The organism is Amycolatopsis jejuensis (assembly GCF_000717335.1).
Classification (GTDB): domain Bacteria; phylum Actinomycetota; class Actinomycetes; order Mycobacteriales; family Pseudonocardiaceae; genus Amycolatopsis; species Amycolatopsis jejuensis.
On sequence record NZ_JNYZ01000006.1, the window covers coordinates 39,930 to 56,878 of the forward strand.

Genomic DNA, 16,949 nt, shown 5'->3' on the forward strand with positions numbered 1-16,949 from the left:
TCACTTCCGCATTTCCGCCTCGACCGTCTCCGCGAATTCCAGGATCGGTTTCGGCAGGTCCGCCCAGCTGCGGGCGGCCCAGCCCGCGGTAGGGGCCTTGAGGTCCTCGATCGGGATGAACCGCAGATGCGGCAGTTCCGCGGGGGCATACCGCGGGACGGTCGCGACCAGCGCCCGGTTCACCCCGGTTTCCGCGAGCAGCATGGCCGTGTCCCATTCCGCGACCCCGGCGTCGCGGAAGTTCGCCGTGCCCAGCAACGGATGCAGGGCACTCAGCGAGCTGGACGACACCGGCAGCACCAGGTTCGGCAGCGTTGCCAGCTCGTCCACCGTGATGGACTCCCGCCCGGCCATCGGGTCGTCGCGGTGGACGGTGAGCGTCCAGTGCAGCTCGACGATCGGCCGGACTTCGACCCCGGCGATCGGGCCGACGATCGACACCAGCGCGAGGTCGGACCGGTCGGCCTCGATGTCGGCAAGGCAGTCGCGCGTGGTCGGCTGGGTGCGGAAAGTGAGCTTCACATCCGGGTACCGCGTTTGCAGCGCGGTGATCGCGTCGCGCATGAAGGCCCGCACGGTGGCCGACCCGGTGCTGATCCGCACCTCGTCGACCCCGCCGCTGCGGGCCATCGTGCGCAACCGCTCGGCTGCCGCATCGATCCGCCCGACCCCCACCGCCGCCGCGTCGCGCAGCAGCCGCCCGGCCGCCGTGGGCAGGACGCCGCGCGGCAGCCGTTCCAGCAGCTGCAGCCCGAGCTCCCGTTCGAGCCGCCGGATGTGCTGGCTCACCGCCGATTGGCTGCACGACAACGTTTTCGCCACTGCCGTGAAACTGCCGCGCTCGCACACGTCGAGAAACACCCGAAGATCTTCCAGCGTCACTGACCCAAGCTATCACTTATGGATACCCGAGAAAAGCGGAGCGTTGACTTATAAGCCCACGCTGACGACCATTTCCGGCATACCCGCCGCCGGGGCGGGATGAAGGAGCGGACGACAATGGCTGTCGAAGAAGCTCGTCCGGAGGCGGCCGGGCAGGAGTTCCGCCGGACGATGAGCTGGCGGGACGCGTTCTCGCTCGCCGTCGCGCTGCCGGCCGGGGCACTCGCCGTGGTCGGGTACTGGATCGGCGGGCTCGGCGCGTGGGCGGCGATCGCGCTGCTCGCCGTCTCGGGCCTGCTCGCGATCGGGCAGAATTTCCTCTACGCCGAGATGGCGTCGATGTTTCCCAGCAAAGCCGGCGGAATTGCGCTGTACGCCTCGGAAGCGTGGCGTTCGCGCAGCCGCGCGACAGGTGCGGTGGCCTCGGCCGGCTACTGGATCGGGTGGTCGTTCGGGCTGGCCGGCAATGCGCTGGTGATCGGCGGTCTCATTGCCGCGCAATGGTTTTCCGGGGCGCCGTCGCTGCACCTCGGCTGGATGCACCTCGGGGTCGCGCACGTGGTGGCGGTGCTCTCGCTGCTGTTCGTGTGGGTGCTCAACACGCTCGGCATCCGGCTGGCCGTCGGGTTCAGCACCGCGGCGAACGGCCTGGTCCTGATCGTGCTGGTGGTCGCCGCGGTCGTCGCGATCGCGGGCGGGCACCTGCAGTTCGACCGGCTTTCCTGGGGTCTCGGTTCGGGTGGCCAGTCCGGGTTCGTGGTCGCCTGCGTGTGGCTGTTCCTCATGGGCTGGACGGTCTACGGCACGGAAATCGCCGCGACCTTCACACCGGAGTACCGCAATCCGCGCACCGACGCACCCCGCGCGCTGATTTCCTCCGGGGCCGCCGCGCTCGCGGTGTTCGTGCTGCTGCCGGTGCTGGCGGCGGGGACCACGGACGAGAGCGTGATCACCGCGGAGCCACTCGGGTTCGTGGTGGTGATGTTCGAAAACCTCTTCGGCGGCGCGGGCTGGCTCGCGGTCGTGGTGCTGTGCCTGGCGATGCTGAACCTGATGTCGGTGTCGACCGCCGACAGCGGCCGCGCCCTGCACGGGATGGCGGTGGACGGGCTCACCGTGAAATCGCTCGGCGGCTTGAACCGCAAGGCCATGCCGTCGCGCGCGATGACCGCCGGGCTGCTGCTCAACATCGCGCTGGTGATCTTCATCGGCAACGTGCTCGGCATCGTCTTCGCGTCCAACCTCGGGTACCTGATCGCGGTCGTCATCGCGCTCGCCGGGTACGTGCTGCTGCGGCGCGACAACGCGGCGCCGGACCGGGCGTTCCGCGTCGGCCGCCTCGGGATTCCGCTGGCGGTGGCGTTTGCGGCGGTCAACCTGGTGTTCCTCGTCGTTGCCGCACTGCATCCCGAGCTGACCGGGTACGGGAGCTGGCGCGACGAGCTCATCGGCGTCGGCGTGCTCGCCCTCGCCATCGCGCTCTACGGGCTGCGCCGGGTCGCCGACCGGCGCAGCGAGACCAACGCAAGGAGTTCTGCCTGATGTGGGAATCGTCTGTCGAACCGGCTGCGGTGCGGCGCGTCGCGTGTGTCGGGGCCGGGGTGATCGGCGGGGGCTGGGTCGCGCACTTCCTGGCCCGCGGGTTCGAGGTGACCGCCTGGGACCCGGCGCCGGACGCCGAAGCCAAGCTGCGCCGCCTGGTCGGCACCGCCTGGCCGACGCTGGTCGAGCTCGGTCTCGCTCCCGGTGCTTCGCGCGATCGGCTGACCGTGCCCGAAACGCTCGCCGAAGCCGTGTCCGACGCGCAGTTCGTGCAGGAAAGCGCGCCGGAGAACCTCGAGCTGAAGTCGGACCTGCTGGCCCGGATCGATGCCGCTGCTCCGGCGGGGATCGTCGTGGGCTCGTCGACCTCCGGGTACCGGATGACGGACATGCAGGCGGCGGCCGCGCGGCCGGAACGGCTCGTGGTGGGGCATCCGTTCAACCCGCCGTATCTGCTGCCGCTGGTGGAGGTCGTCGGCGGGGAGCGGACGGCGGCCGAGGCGGTGCGGTGGGCCGAGGAGTTCTACACGCACGCCGGGAAAACCGTGATCGTGATGGACCGCGAGGTACCCGGGTTCATCGCGAACCGGTTGCAGGAAGCGTTGTGGCGCGAGGCATTGCACATGATCGACGCCGGGGAGGCCACTGTGGACCAGATCGAGACCGCGGTGATTGCCGGACCTGGCTTGAGGTGGCCGTTCCACGGGCCGTGCACCACCTTCCACCTCGCTGGCGGGGAAGGCGGGATGGCGCATGCGCTGGACCACTTCGGCGTGAGTTACCCGTGGACGCGGCTGGCAAGCCCGGAGCTGACGGATCGCTTACGCGCCAGTCTGGTCGAAGGCACCGGGCGCCGGTCGACGGCGGACCTGGTTGCCGAGCGCGATCGCAAGGTGATTGCGGTGCTGCGCGCGGTGCGGGGGGAGTCGTGATTCCGCAGTTGCGGCGCCGCGTCCGTCCAGAGTGGATAGACGCCAACGAGCACCTCAGCGAGGCGTACTACGTGCTCGTGTTCGGGGAGGCGACCGAGCACGCGATGGCGCACGTCGGGATGACCCCGGAGTATCGCGAGCGGGAGAAATGCTCGCTGTTCACCGTGGAGGCGCATCTCCGTTACCTGGACCAGGTTGTGCTCGGCGAGGAGGTCACCGTGACGACGCAGGTCACCGAGGTCGGCGGCAAGCGGCTGGTGCTCTGGCACGAAATGTCCGCGGGCGGGCGCATGCGGGCGACGGCGGAGATCGTGGGGGTGCACGTCGATCTCGGTGCGGTGAAGGCGAAACCGCTGCCGGACCAGGTGCGTATTGCGGCGGAAAGGTTGCTGGCGCCGGAAAAGGCCGGACGATGAGCGAGCTGGCCTACCTCTCCGCGGTCGAGGCGTTACGGGCTTTTCGTGCCCGGGAGCTGTCGCCGGTGGAGCTGACCGAGGCGGTGCTCGCCAGGGCCGGACAGACGGAACCGGTCGTGAATGCGTTGGCGCACCGGCTGTTCGAGAGTGCACTGGGGCAGGCGAAGGTGGCCGAGCGGCGGTACGCCGGACACGGGACCCCGGGGCCGCTCGAAGGGCTGCCGACCGTGGTCAAGGAGGACGAGGCGATCGCGGGCCAGCCGTGGACGCAGGGGTCGCGCGTCCACGAGCACACCATCGCCGGGCATACCGCGGAGTTCGTCCGCCGGGTGCAGGCCGCAGGGGCGATCGTGCACGCGCGCAGCACCGCGTCGGAGTTCGCGACCGCGGCGTTCACGCATTCCTCGCTCTGGGGTGTCACGCGGAACCCGTGGAATCCGGAGTTCTCGCCGGGCGGGTCGTCCGGCGGCTCGGCGGCGGCGCTCGCTGCCGGGTCGACGGTGCTGGCCACCGGGTCCGACACTGCCGGTTCGATCCGGGTGCCCGCGGCGTTCAGCGGGGTCGTGGGGTTCAAGCCGCCGCGCGGGCGGGTGCCGGTGGATCCACCGTTCCACCTCGATCCCTATGTCCACTCGGGAGTTCTTGGCCGCTCGGTGGCGGATGTCAGGGTGCTGCAGAACGTGGTCGCCGGGCCTGCGGCGTACGACCTCGGTGCGCTGCCGCCGTACCTCCTGCCCGAGCCGGTGGACGGTCTCGCCGGGCTTCGCATTGCGCTGTCGGAGGATCTGGGAGACTGGCCGATCGATCCCGAGATCCGCCGCAATACCCGCACGTTCGCCGAGCGGCTGCGCGATGCCGGGGCGCGGGTGGAGACGGTCGGGCTGACCGTGCCGCGGGACAAGGTCTTGCGGGCGGCGGCCACCCACTTCCACCACGGCTTCGGCGCGGCGGTGGACGGCGTTGCCGAGACCGCGTACGCCGTCGAGTTCGTTCGGTGGGCCCGCGAGAACAGTGGGTCGGTGCTTGCCGGTCTCGCCCTCGAAGCGGAGCTGGCCGCGCCGGTCGGGGAACTGTTCGAGCGGTTCGACGCCCTCGTCTGTCCGACAGCGGGCACCCGCGGGCTCGTAGCCGGGGAGGATTACGTCGGCTACGGCCCGGAGGTCGACGGCCATCCGCTCCGGCACTACTTCGAGGCACTGCTTGCCTTGCCGTTCAACATCATGGCGGCGTGTCCGGTGCTGGCCGTGCCGTCCGGGTTCGCGGACAACGGCGTGCCCACCGGGGTGCAGATCGTCGGACGGCCGTTCGACGACGCGACGCCGTTCCGCATCGGCGCGGCCGTCGAGCAACCGCCGGCCTGGCCGGATCCGACCCCGAGGAGTGCTTGTGCCTGAGGAATCCGCTGCACCCCTGACCGGGATCCGCGTGCTCGACTTCGGCCAGTACGTGGCCGGACCCGCCGTCGCGCTGATGCTGGCCGACCTCGGTGCGGAGGTCATCCACGTCGACCCGCCGGAGGGGCCGCGCTGGCAGTCCCCGGCGGCCGACGCGCTCGGGTGCGGCAAAGCCGTCCGGCGGCTCGACCTCACCACCCCCGCCGGGCTGCGCGCGGCGCAGGACCTGATCGCCGAGGCTGACGTCGTGATCGAGAACTTCCGGCCCGGCGTGATGACGGGATTCGGGCTCGGTCCCGCGGACATCACCGCGCTCAACCCGCATGCGGTGCAGTTGTCGCTGCCCGGGTTCGGCGAGGGTGATCCGCGGCGCGACACGCCGGGCTGGGAAGGCGTCGTGATGGCCGCGACCGGCGGGTACACGGACATGGGGCTGAATCGGGTCCTGATGGGCGTCGACCCGTCGTTCACGCCACTGCCGCTGGCCTCGGCTTACGCGGCGGCGCTCGGTGCGCTGGCCGTGACCGTCGCGCTGAAGGCCCGGGAGCGGACCGGCCGGGGTGACGTGCTCGAAGTCCCGCTGGCCGAGGCCGTGCTGGAGGGGCTGGCGTTCAACTCGCTGGCGGTGTCCGACCTGCCGCCGCGGTATTTGTCCTTGCGCGAGCACGAAATCGCCCGCCGCCGCCGCGCCGGTGAGCCGATGGACCTCACGTACGACCAGCTCCAGTCGCTGCTCGACCCGTTTTACCGCAGCTACGTCTGCCGCGACGGGCGGTTGTTCTACCACTGCTGTCCCGCCCACCGCACGCACGCGGTGCGGTCGCTGAAGCTGCTGGGTCTGTGGGAAACTGTGGTGGCAGAAGGAATCCCGCTCGTCGACCCGTACACCGCCACCGACACGTGGCCGGATGGCGTCGACTGCACCCTGCTGGCGTACCCGCTGTCGGCCCGCTGGACCGCGCGGCTCACGGAGCTGATCAGCGAGGTGTTCCGCACCCGGACCGCCGAGGAATGGGAACGCCGGTTCGACGCCGCCGGAATCCCCGGTGCGGCGCATCGCAGCACTCTCGAGTGGATCCGCTCCGGCCATCCGCGCGCGGCGGGACTGGTGGCCACGATCGAGGGCGGACTCACCGTGCCCGGACCGGTGGTGTGGGCCGAGAACCACCCGCCGCAGCGGACCGCGGCCCGTCCGGCGGAGGGTGGATTCACGATGCCCCGGCAGGTATCGCCGCCGGTCCAGGGCGACGGCTTGCCGCTGTCGGGCGTGCGCATTCTCGACCTGACCAACGTGATCGCGGGCCCGATGGTCGGGGCGACGCTGGCACGGTTCGGCGCCGACGTGATCCGCGTCGACCCGCCGACGCCCGGCTTCGACCCGTACCACGCGATCGTCGTCGGTATGCATGCCCAGCGCGGCAAACGCAGTGTCCTGGCCGACCTCAAGACGCCGGAAGGCCGCGACATTCTCGACCGGCTCGTGGCGTCCGCCGACGCAGTGACCTTCAACGGCACCGAGGACCAGCTGCTCCGGCTCGGCCTCGATCCGTTGCGGCTCAACGCTTTGCGACCCGGTATCGTGCTCATGCGGATCGATGCGTACGGCGGCCCGAACCCCGGCCCGCGGTCCGGTGCGGTCGGCTACGACGACAACGTGCAGGCCTGCGCCGGGATCATGACCCGCTTCGGCGGCGGCCCCGACACGCCCGAGGAACACGCGCACCTAGGTACGATCGACGCCCTCGCCGGGTTCTGCGCCGCGTTCGCCACCGTCGCCGCGCTGCTGCGCCCGAGCGACCAGCCCCGGGTCATGCGGACGTCCCTGGCCGCGGCCGGGCAGCTGCTGCAGATCCCGTTCCTGCACGACGGACCCGGTCGCGACGACCTGCCAGAGCCCAGCGGTCCCGGTACCCTCGGCGCGTCGCCGGGATACCAGTGCTACCGGGCCGCCGATGGGTGGTTCTTCCTGGCCGGTCCGGACGAGAACGTCGACTACGCCTTCGCCGACCACGACGTCGACCACTGGGTCAAGCTGCTTTCCCCGCGCGGGTTCGCGGTGCAGCGCATCGAGCACATTGCGACTCTGCGTGAGCGCGGCCTGGTGCGGGAAAGCGCCGGGCCGGTGCCACTGCGGTCGAGCGGGGTGTTCGTGCGGCATGACCGTCATCCGAGCGGACACGAGGTCGATCTCGTTGCGCCACAAGCAATCCGGGGTGAACATCTGCAGGTCCGGATGCCGTCCGACGCGCCGCAATACGGCCGGCACACCCGGGAAGTGCTCGCCGAACTCGGTTACCGCCCCGGCGACATTGCCGCGATGCTGCGTGACGGCGTGGTCAGCGATCACTGGAGCGAAACGTACCTCCCGGCCTGACACTGGTCTCCCAAGAGAAAGGTTCCACCATGCGTGCCCCGTATGACCCGATTGTCCTCACCGCCGCTGTCACCGGGGGAGACGTCCTGCCCAGCCAGAGTCCCGCGGTGCCGTGCGGGCCGGACGCCATCGTCGAGGCGTCCGTCGCTGCCGCCCGCGCCGGGGCGACCGTGGTCCACCTGCATGCCCGGGAGTCCGATGGGCGTCCGACCGCTTCGCCGCGGATGTTCGCCGAGATCGTGTCCGGGATCCGGGAGCAGAGCGACGTCGTGGTGAACGTGACCACCGGCGGATCTGTCGACATGACGGCAGACCAGCGGATCGAGGGCGTCGTCGCGTCCCGTCCGGACATTGCCACGCTCAACCTCGGCACGATGAACTTCGAGGGCTTCCCCAACCCCGCGCGGTGGCCGTCCGTGCGGCACGAATGGGAGAAGGAGGTACTGGAGCGGTCGGGTTCGGTCGTCTTCACGAACACGCTCGGCACGATCCGGCGGTTCGCGACCGCGTTCGGCGAGCTGGGCGTGACGCCGGAGCTGGAGGTGTACGACCTGAGCCACCTGTCGATGGCCCGGTTCCTGCTCGACGAGGGCACGCTGACCGGACCGGTGCGGATCCAGTTCGTGCTCGGCGTGCTGGGTGGCGCCGGAGGCAGTCCGCAGGACCTGTTCGCGCTGCGCGAGGCAGCCGGCCGGATTCTCGGGACCGACCTGGCCGCGGTGAGCGTCGCCGGGGTCGGGTACCCCGGCCAGCTGCGGCTCGGCGCGATCGCCGCGGCGGCGGGCATGGACGTGCGGGTCGGGATCGAGGACAACCTGCGCATCCGGCGTCGTCGGCAGGCGGTGGATTCCGCGGAACTCGTCGCCGCCGCGGTCGCGATCGCCGACCAGCTCGAACGGCCGATCGCCACCCCGGCGCAGCTGCGGGCAGAACTGGGCGTCGCCGCATGACGACCCTTTGCCTGGCGGCCCTGCAGAGCGCCGGAACCCCCCGCGATGTCGAGGCGAACCTCGCCGAGCTGGACCGTGCCGCCGCCGAGGCCGCGGCCGACGTCCTGGTGACCCCCGAGCTGTTCGTGACCGGGTACGACGTCGGCGATCTCACCGGCCTGGCCGCGCTCGACCTGACCACGCGGGTGTCGGAAATCGCCGCGCGGCACGGCATCGCGATCGTCGCGGGCCTGCCCAGCCCGGGTCCGGATGGCAAGGTCCGCAACGACGCCGTCTTCGTCGACGACACCGGACAGCTGCTCGCGCGGTACCCCAAGGCACACCTGTACGGCGACCTGGACCGCCGGTTCCACCCCGGCGATCAGCCCCCAGCGCAGGTCACCTACCGCGGGGTGCGGTTCGCGGTGATGATCTGCTTCGACGTCGAGTTCCCGGAGACCGTCCGCACCGCTGCGCTCGAGGGAGCCGAGGTGGTGCTGGTGCCGACGGCGAACATGGAGCCTTACGCCGGGGTCAACGAGCACCTGGTGTGGACGCGCGCGTGGGAGAACCAGGTGTTCCTCGCGTATGTCAACCGGATCGGGGCCGAGGACGCGACCCGGTACGTGGGCCGCAGCCGGGTCCTGGGGCCGGATGGGCGGGATCTTGCGCAGGCGGGCACCGGCGCGGAGCTGCTCCGCGCGACCATCGACACCGCTGAGGTCGCGCGGGCTCGGAGTGACTTCAGCTACCTCGCCAGCCGAAGGCCCCCGCTGTACCGGCTCCGCTGACAAATGTCGCCCCGTTATCCGCCACCTCGCGACGATGGTCTGGTGCGCCTGCGCGCCGATCGGGCCAGACTCGGGGGTCGACGGAAGGGGACCGATCGTGGTGGACAACACCGAGACGCCGGAATACCAGGCAGTGCTGGAGCACCTGCGGGCCGCGCACGAACCGGCGTTCGGCAAGCCGTCCGGGATGGCGGAGCCGCACGTATCGCCGGACGGCACCCGCGCGGTCGTCACCGCGGAGGTGCTCGACGAGTTCGTCGGCGCGCCGCGCACTGTCCTGTGTACCGCCGAGGACGGGCAGCTCAGGCCGGTCTCGGCGGCGGGCTGTTCGGCGAAGTCGGGGAAGTTCTCACCGGACGGGGCCACGCTCGCGTTCCTCGCGGACCGGGCGGAGAAGGGCGTCTTCCAGCTCCACCTGCTCGCCGACGGGCACTTCGGCGAGGCCGCACCGGCGCCTGCGGTACCGGGCACGATCGAGTACCTGCACTGGTCACCCGATGGGCAGCGGGTGCTGCTCGGCGTGGCCGGGGTCGGCGCGGAGCTGTCCGGCGGGCAGGGTTCGGGCCGGAACACCAAGCGCAAGGAGGACGCGCCGTCGTGGGCGCCGCGCGTCGAGGACAGCGAGGTCGACGAATCCGCCTGGCGCACCCTCTGGGCATACACCGTCGGGACCGGGCAGCTGGACCGCGTGTCGCCGGAAGGCCTGAACTGCTGGGAAGCGGGCTGGTGCGGCGCGGACCGGATCGTCGCGATCACGTCGGACGCCCCCGGCGAGGACGAGTGGTACCCCGCGGTGCTCAGCCTGCTCGACCTCACCGGTACCGTCCGCACCCTCCTGACCAGCGACGTCCAGCTCGGCCTCCCCACCGGATCACCGGACGGGCGCTGGGTTTCCGTGGTGCAGGCGGTGTGCAGTGACCGCTGGCTCGTGGCCGGCGACCTGCTCCTGATCGACCCGGGCACCGGCGCGGTGACCCATCGCGAAACGCACGACACGGACGTCACCCGGCTGCAGTGGATCGACGCCGAACGCCTCGGCTACCTCGGCCAGCGGCACCTGGACTCGGTCGCCGGGATCGTCACCGTGGGCGGGCCGGTCGCCGAGCTGTTCGCGACGCCGATGGCCTGCGGCGGCAACGGTTTCCACCCTGACGGAGTCTTCACCTCGGACGGCCGCGTGCTCACCATCGAGGAGTCGTACGAGGTCCCGCAGCAGCTGGTGCTGTCCGGTGTGGACAGTCCGCTCGCGGCGATCGAGCACGCCGGAATCGACTACCTGCGTTCGGTTTCCGGCACCGCCGAGGCGGTGACCTGGACCGCGCCGGACGGGCTGGAGATCGAAGGCATCCTCTGCCGCCCGGCCGGGGAAGGCCCGTTCCCGCTGGTGGTGAACATCCACGGCGGGCCGATCTGGGCGTACCGGGAATGCTGGTCGATGCGGTACGCGTGGGTACCGCTGCTGGTCTCGCGCGGATACGCGGTGCTCAACCCGAACCCGCGCGGCAGCAGCGGCCGCGGCCAGAAGTTCGCCGCCCGGGTGGTCGGCGACATGGGCGGCGCGGACACGCACGACTACCTGAGCGGCATCGACGCCCTCGTCGAACGCGGCCTGGCCGACGGCAACCGGGTCGGCCTGATCGGCGGCAGTTACGGCGGGTTCATGTCGTCGTGGCTGGTCACGCAGGACACCCGGTTCGCCGCGGCGGTGCCGATGTCGCCGGTCACCGACTGGTACAGCCAGAGCTTCACGAGCAACATCGCGGCGTGGGGCAACCGCTTCCTCGACGCCGACCCCGAGCAGCCCGGCACCCGCGCCCACACCCGCAGCCCGGTGCTGCACGCGAGCAAGGCCCGCACGCCGTGCCTGAACATCACGGGTGCGCTCGACAAGTGCACGCCACCGGGGCAGGCGGAGGAGTTCCACCGCGCGCTGCGGGCGCACGGGGTCACGTCGTCGCTGGTGATCTACCCGGAGGAGGGCCACGGGGTCCGCGCGTACCCGGCCCGGATCGATCTCCTCGCGCGGATCCTGGAGTGGTTCGAGCGGTACCTGGCGGGCGGTTATTCTGAGCAAAAGCCCGGATAACCCCGCGGAGGAGGGACGCGATGCCCGCGAGGCCGCCGCTGCAGCCGCGGAAGCAGCCGAAGCAGGTGCGCGGTGAGCTGACCCGGCAGCGGATTCTCACGGCGGCCGCCGAGGTGTTCGCCGAGGTCGGGTACGCCGCGGGCACCACGAACCGCATCGCCGAGCGGGCCCGCGTGTCGATCGGGTCGCTGTACCAGTACTACCCGAACAAGGACGCCCTCCTCGCCGAGCTGGTTTCGCGGCACCTGGCGCGCGGCGAGGAGGCGCAGCGCCACGACCGGGAGACCAACGAGCAGCCGGACACCTTCGAGGGCGAGATCCGGCGGATGGTGCGCCTGGTCGTCGGCAACCACCTCGACGACCCGCAGCTGCTGCGCTTGATGTTCGAGGAAGCCCCGCGGTCGCCGGACCTGCTGCGCCAGGTCGAGCAGGCGGAGCGCGCCCAGATCGCGGAGCTGCGCCTGCTCTTCGGGCGGTACCCGGAGGTGCGGGTGTCCGATGTGGACATGGCGGCGCGCCTCGTGGTGAACACCGTGGAGCTGGTGGTGCACAAGGTGATCGCCGATCCCGATCCGGTGGACGTGGACGTGTTCGGCGAGGAGCTGGTGACGATGTTCCTGCGGTACCTCGCCCCGGGCGCGGCACCGGAAGGCGAAAAACCTCGCCCTGCTGCCGGTTAATTCCCCACGGGGAGCGGGTTTCGCCCGATCGAAGGACGGCCGTAACGGGCGGTGCCCGCCGGTCGACCTCAGGGTGTGACGAAGTGCGCCGGCGGCAGTCCGGACGGGATCAGCGGCCCGGCGGCGGGGGTGGCGGAGGCGGCGGCGCGGTGGACGTTTTCAGGTCCCGCGCCTGTTTCGCCACCGTCTGGCCGAGGTGGGTACCGACTTCCTCGTCCTCGAAATCCGGGTCGTCCAGCGGCGTCGTCATCGGCAGTGTCCCCTTCGGCAGTGTCCTCTTCAGCAGTGTCCTCTTCGGGGTCCCCAGGTAACCGGGCCATCGCGCGGTAAGCACGGTAACACCCCCGCCCCCTGGCCAGCCCTGCCCGGAGATTCGATGCCCACCACCGCTGTTTCGCTCGCCGCCCTGATCGTGCTGGCGTTTCCCGGATACGTGCTGCACCGCCGGTTGCGCCGACGCCGGCCCGAGCAAGTCCGCTCGACGCTGGACGAACTGCTCACGATCGTCTTCTCCGGCGCGGCCATCGACGTCGTGGTGACAGTCGTGTTCGTCCTCGGCGCCGCCGGGTTCGGGATACCGCTGCCGCGCTTCGACAGCATCGTGGCGGCGCCTTCGGCTTACGTGGCCCAGAACGTACTCGCGCTGACCCTCTGGTCGGCCGCGTTCCTGGTCGCGGCCATCGGGCTCGCGTTCGTCGTGGGGTCGCCGCGGTGGCCGGGGCTGGGGGACAAGGTCGCGCCGGAAGCCCGGGCCCGGCGACGGCGGGGCGAGCCGCAGCAGTCCGCGTGGTGGCTGCTGTTCCACGAAAACCCCGGCAGCCGCATCTACCTGGGCTGCCTGCTCACCGACGGCGGGTACCTCGCCGGTTACCTGCACAGCTACAGCACCCTCGTCGCGGAGACCGGCGACCGGGAGCTGACGCTCGAAGGCGACGTCGAGTACCGGCCACCCGGCGGGGCCACCGCGGTGCTGCCCCAGGTCAACGCCGTTTCGGTGAAGGCCGAGCACATCCAGGTCCTCACCGTGACCTATGTCGTTCCGGAACCGCCCGAGGAGACCGTGCCCGATGCCCCGTGAGATCCCCCGGCTGACCCCGCTGTCGTCGTCCGTGCTCGCCGGTGCGATCGCGGCCGGGGACGGCGAAGCCACGGCCGCGCTCCTGCTCGAATCGCTGGCAAGGGAAGGCACCCGGGCGCGCGCGGTCCTCGACGACCTCGGCCTGGTACTTCCCGCCGGGCCACCTGGCCGGGACCCGGCCGAATTGCCCGAAATCCTGGCCACCGCAGCGGAAATGGCCCACGCCACCGGCGAAGCGGGAGCCGCGACCCACCATCTGCTCGCCGCGATGGTCGAACGCGGGCACCTCCCGGAACTCACCGCACTCGGCCTCACCGCGGACCTGGTCCTGGCCAGGGGCGCCCGGATCGAAACGGCCGACGACGTGGTCCGGGAAGCGATTCCGGAGCCCCTCGACCTGACCGCGGCCGCCCCGGTCCCGCCGCAGCCGGAGGACCTGAGCCGCCGTACCACCAGCCGCCGCTCGGCGGCGAACGCGCGGCTGCTCACCATCGGCCTGCCGAGCGGGCGGCGCGGGAACAGCCCGCTGGGCAGGCGCCGGATCAGGCAGTTCGTAGTGGTGTGGGCAGTGCAGCAGCTGACCGCGTACGCCGCCTTCCCGCTGTTGCTGATGCACGCCTCGGCCACCGGGCAGTGGTGGACGCTCGTGCTCATCGTGCCGTTCCAGTACCTCCCGGTCGGAATGGGGCGGTGGGGGCACGTGCTGGCGCGGGTCCCGGTGGTGATCTTCGCGCCAGTGGCCGTCGGTGTGCTGGCGCTGGTCAACCTGCTGGCCGTGTTCGCGCACCTGCACCTGCTGGTCTGGTTCGACCGCGTCGAGCAACGCGAACCGCGTACCCCGTGGTCGGCAGTGTGGCGGCGGTACTGGAAGGAATCGCAGCGGATGAGCTCGGAGGTGCGGCAGGATGGCTTCTGGGCCTGACCTTCCGGCGACGGAGGACGCGGCGGTCCGCTGGCTGCAGGCCCGCGGCGGCGCGGCGGACCAGGCGCTGGCGGACCGGGCTTCGGTGCTCGACCTGTCCCTGGTCGCCCGCGACCACGGGTTGACCGATGCCTTGTTCCTCGACCGCTTTTTCGCGGTGTTCCAAGATGCCGGGACGCTGCGCAAGGCCCGTACCACCGCGCGGTCCATCGGGGCGTTGAGCGCCGATCTCGCCCGGCTGGAGGACCACGCGCGGGTGTGGCGGCCGTTGCGGTTCCGGGTGGCGCTCGCGGTGGTGATCGTCGCGGCCGGCCTGGGGATCGGAGCGAACCCCGGGCAGATCGCGGTGCTGTGCCTGATGGTGCCGTTCCTCGGGCGGCGGACGCTGATCGCCACGGTGCTCGCCGGGGCGGCGGTCGCGCTCGGGGTGAGCACCTGGTGGTACTGCCTGATCGCGCTGATCGGGCTCACCGCGGCCGCGCACGCCCGCGCGCTGGTGGCGCTGCTCCGCCGGACGTGGACGGAAATGGGGCCATACCTGGGTTTCCTGCCGGTCCGCCTGATCGTCGAGCTCGCGCTGCGGGGGAAGCTCTCGGCGTTCGCGACGGCGCTCGACCTGTCCGGCGCCGACAACTCCGACGTGGCCGGGGTGTTCCTCGACGCCTGCGGGGCAGTACCCGGCCCGCTGGTACCGGTGCTGGACATCTGCCGGGCCGGGGTGGCGGTGCAGCAGGGCGACCTGGTGGGCGCCGCGGTGGCCGCCGGACAGGCGCGGGCCGCCGCGCAGGCCGGGCCGCCGGGGGTGGCCGGATGGTGCGCGCTGCGGCTGGCCGCGGTCCTGCTGACCAGCGGCCGGGACGCCGACGCGCGCACCGCGCTCGTCGAGGCCGGGGACCTGCTGCGCGGTCGCCGGGCCCGCCGCTGGCGTGCGGCGGCCGAACTGCAGCTGCTCGACCTGGACGTGCGCCGTCCGGACGCCGATCTGGCCGGCCTGCTCGCCCGGATCCACCGCCTGCGGCTGATCGGGACGCGCCGCCATCTGGTCGACCTGGTGGTCCGCACGGAAACCTGGCTCGCACGGCTGATGCTCGCGCACGGCTCGGCCGGTTTCCGCTGGACGGTGAACCGGATCGCCGGGTCACCGGACGGCCGCGGCGAGGTGGACCGGACGCGCGAGGAGACCGCGGCGGGCCTCCTGCTGCGCGCTGCCGCGCAGGTCGACGATCCGGCTGTCGGGCAGAAGGTCGATGCCGACGCGCAGTCCGCGCTCGCGCTGGTCGATGCCAGGCGCCGGCCGCTGGCGGCAGTACAGGCGCGAGTGGTGCTCGCGCAGTTGCGGGAGCGCGAAGGGCAGCTGCCGGAGGCGATGGCGCACGCCGCCGCCGCGCTCACCGTGGCGAACCGCGCCCGCTACAAGCTGCCGTCGGGCCGGTGGCGGGCCGAGTGGTCGGTCCGGCAGCTGGACGTCTTCGCGACCGCGTTGCGGCTCGCCGATGCGTTGGGGGACAGCGCTTTCGTGGCCGAGGCCATCGAGCTGGCCCGGGGTGAGGTGCTGCCCACCGCCGCGGCCGGTGACTCGGGTCTGCTGTCGCTGCTCGATGTGTCCGCCCGGCAGCCGGTGCCGTCCGACCTGGCGGAAGCGCCGCAGGAGGACGCCGATGCCGCGTTCGCGCTTGCCGGGTTCAGCCCGGTCGCCCGGCCGCCGGTGGCGCGGATCCGGTCGGCGCGGCATTCGCTCGGGATCGAGGAGGGCGGCGCGGGAACCTTCGACCTGGAACGGGAACTCGTCGCCACCGCGGGCCGGTGCTGGTACTGGACTGCGGTGATCGTCGCGGCGCGGTATCACTGGGCCGTACGGGATCCCGCTGGCCGCTGGTCGCACGGGGCGACCGACCTCAGTCCCGGGACCGCCGGTGCGACGGCCCTGTCCGACCTGGCTGCGGCGCTGCCGATCGCACGCCCTGGGGAATCGGCCGAAGCGGCGCAGGAACGTGTTCTCGCGGGACCGCTGGGTCGATCCGAACGGCCCGCGCGGGAGTACGAACTCCTGCTGGCGGTGAGCGAGGCCGTACTGCCGGACGTGCTGCGCGAGGGGTTGCGCGCGGGTGGCGATCCCAGCCGGAAGCTGGTCGTGTCGTTGCCTGCTGCGCTCGCTCATCTGCCGGTCGGCTGGCTGCCACTGTCCTCCGGCGACGACCTGCGGGTCCTCGAAACCGCCGTGGTGGTGCACCTTCCGTCGTGGGCGATCGTGACGAAGACCCGTCCGCGCGGCACGCGGGCACTGCGCGCGGACTGGCCGATGCGGCTGGGCCTGATCAACCCCGGCGCCAGCGAGGACATCGTGGTGATGCGGGAACCTCCGCCGGTCGCGCAGGTCGCGGTGACCCGGCCGATGGCGAAACCGGACGTCCGGCTGGCGCTGGACGCCCTGTCCGCCGACGGGGAGTGGCTGCTTTATCTCGCCGGGCACGTGGTGAGTGATCCGGAGAACGCGAGCCTGCACGGCCTGGAACTCGACGGCGATCGGCTCGACGGGCTGCTGACTGTGCGGGACGTCGTGGCGACCGACGCCGACGGCTCGTCGCGGTATCCCGTTCCGGCGCGGGTACTGAGCGTCGGCTGCGACACGATGGGTGTTTCCTCCTCGGCGCGGCGCGATGGCGCTCCGGTGAACGAATGGCTCGGCTTCGGCGCGGCGCTGCTGCTCGCCGGTGCGGACGGCTTGTGCTGCACGGCGTACACCGTCTTCGAGGGCAAAGCGTTGCTGGCCATCACCAAAACACTGGCGGACGCGCTCGTCACGGCTCCGGATGCCGGGGTGGCGGTGGCGGGTGTGCAGCGGTTGCTGCTGGAGCGGTGGCGGCGTACTGGCCGCGGGTTGCCGGTGTTGTGGCAGTCGTTTGTCTACATCGGACAGGAGTGA

General features: G+C 71.6%; 14 protein-coding genes. 12 read left to right on the top strand and 2 right to left on the bottom strand.

All coding sequences use genetic code 11. The annotated features are described in order from the left end of the window. A complete protein-coding gene (locus OO71_RS08970; RefSeq protein WP_033289233.1) occupies positions 1 to 882 on the bottom strand; it encodes a LysR family transcriptional regulator in 882 nt (293 codons plus the stop codon). 117 nt (positions 883 to 999) lie between these two features. Here OO71_RS08970 and OO71_RS08975 point away from each other — a divergent pair, with 117 nt between their 5' ends. From OO71_RS08975 to OO71_RS09015, 9 genes are all read left to right on the top strand, one after another. Further along, the gene (locus OO71_RS08975; RefSeq protein ID WP_033289234.1) at positions 1,000 to 2,424 is read left to right on the top strand and encodes an APC family permease; all 1,425 of its coding nucleotides are present in this window, start codon (positions 1,000 to 1,002) and stop codon (positions 2,422 to 2,424) included. Next, positions 2,424 to 3,356 carry a 3-hydroxyacyl-CoA dehydrogenase NAD-binding domain-containing protein gene (locus OO71_RS08980; RefSeq protein WP_033289383.1) on the top strand — a complete coding sequence of 311 codons (933 nt, stop codon included), beginning with the start codon at positions 2,424 to 2,426 and terminating at the stop codon, positions 3,354 to 3,356. Before OO71_RS08975 ends, OO71_RS08980 begins: the two co-directional genes overlap by 1 nt. Further along, on the top strand, positions 3,353 to 3,772 hold the full coding sequence (locus tag OO71_RS08985; protein WP_156096230.1) for a thioesterase family protein: 420 nt from the start codon (positions 3,353 to 3,355) through the stop codon (positions 3,770 to 3,772). The genes OO71_RS08980 and OO71_RS08985 overlap by 4 nt, the downstream gene beginning before the upstream one ends. Further along, entirely contained in the window at positions 3,769 to 5,166 is a 1,398-nt protein-coding gene (locus OO71_RS08990; RefSeq protein WP_033289235.1) for an amidase, read from the top strand. The genes OO71_RS08985 and OO71_RS08990 overlap by 4 nt, the downstream gene beginning before the upstream one ends. Then, on the top strand, positions 5,159 to 7,540 hold the full coding sequence (locus OO71_RS08995) for a CoA transferase (RefSeq protein ID WP_033289236.1): 2,382 nt from the start codon (positions 5,159 to 5,161) through the stop codon (positions 7,538 to 7,540). Before OO71_RS08990 ends, OO71_RS08995 begins: the two co-directional genes overlap by 8 nt. Positions 7,541 to 7,569: 29 nt before the next feature. Then, positions 7,570 to 8,490, top strand: coding sequence for a beta-keto acid cleavage family enzyme (locus tag OO71_RS09000; protein ID WP_033289237.1), 921 nt, complete (start codon positions 7,570 to 7,572; stop codon positions 8,488 to 8,490). Beyond that, positions 8,487 to 9,260, top strand: a complete 774-nt coding sequence (locus OO71_RS09005; protein ID WP_033289238.1) for a nitrilase-related carbon-nitrogen hydrolase — start codon at positions 8,487 to 8,489, stop codon at positions 9,258 to 9,260. The genes OO71_RS09000 and OO71_RS09005 overlap by 4 nt, the downstream gene beginning before the upstream one ends. 97 nt (positions 9,261 to 9,357) lie before the next feature. Continuing rightward, the gene (locus OO71_RS09010; RefSeq protein WP_245633607.1) at positions 9,358 to 11,346 is read left to right on the top strand and encodes a S9 family peptidase; all 1,989 of its coding nucleotides are present in this window, start codon (positions 9,358 to 9,360) and stop codon (positions 11,344 to 11,346) included. 20 nt (positions 11,347 to 11,366) lie between these two features. Then, positions 11,367 to 12,026, top strand: coding sequence for a TetR/AcrR family transcriptional regulator (locus OO71_RS09015; RefSeq protein ID WP_033289239.1), 660 nt, complete (start codon positions 11,367 to 11,369; stop codon positions 12,024 to 12,026). A gap of 109 nt (positions 12,027 to 12,135) precedes the next feature. Here OO71_RS09015 and OO71_RS49985 read toward each other — a convergent pair whose 3' ends face one another. Next, on the bottom strand, positions 12,136 to 12,276 hold the full coding sequence (locus tag OO71_RS49985) for a hypothetical protein (RefSeq protein ID WP_156096231.1): 141 nt from the start codon (positions 12,274 to 12,276) through the stop codon (positions 12,136 to 12,138). A gap of 126 nt (positions 12,277 to 12,402) precedes the next feature. Here OO71_RS49985 and OO71_RS09020 point away from each other — a divergent pair, with 126 nt between their 5' ends. Genes OO71_RS09020 through OO71_RS50865 form a run of 3 tightly spaced genes read left to right on the top strand, consistent with a single transcriptional unit; the run spans position 12,403 to position 16,949 of the window. Next, entirely contained in the window at positions 12,403 to 13,104 is a 702-nt protein-coding gene (locus OO71_RS09020) for a DUF6338 family protein (protein WP_033289240.1), read from the top strand. Beyond that, entirely contained in the window at positions 13,094 to 14,026 is a 933-nt protein-coding gene (locus tag OO71_RS09025; protein WP_033289241.1) for a hypothetical protein, read from the top strand. The genes OO71_RS09020 and OO71_RS09025 overlap by 11 nt, the downstream gene beginning before the upstream one ends. Next, the gene (locus OO71_RS50865) at positions 14,010 to 16,949 is read left to right on the top strand and encodes a CHAT domain-containing protein (protein WP_033289242.1); all 2,940 of its coding nucleotides are present in this window, start codon (positions 14,010 to 14,012) and stop codon (positions 16,947 to 16,949) included. Before OO71_RS09025 ends, OO71_RS50865 begins: the two co-directional genes overlap by 17 nt.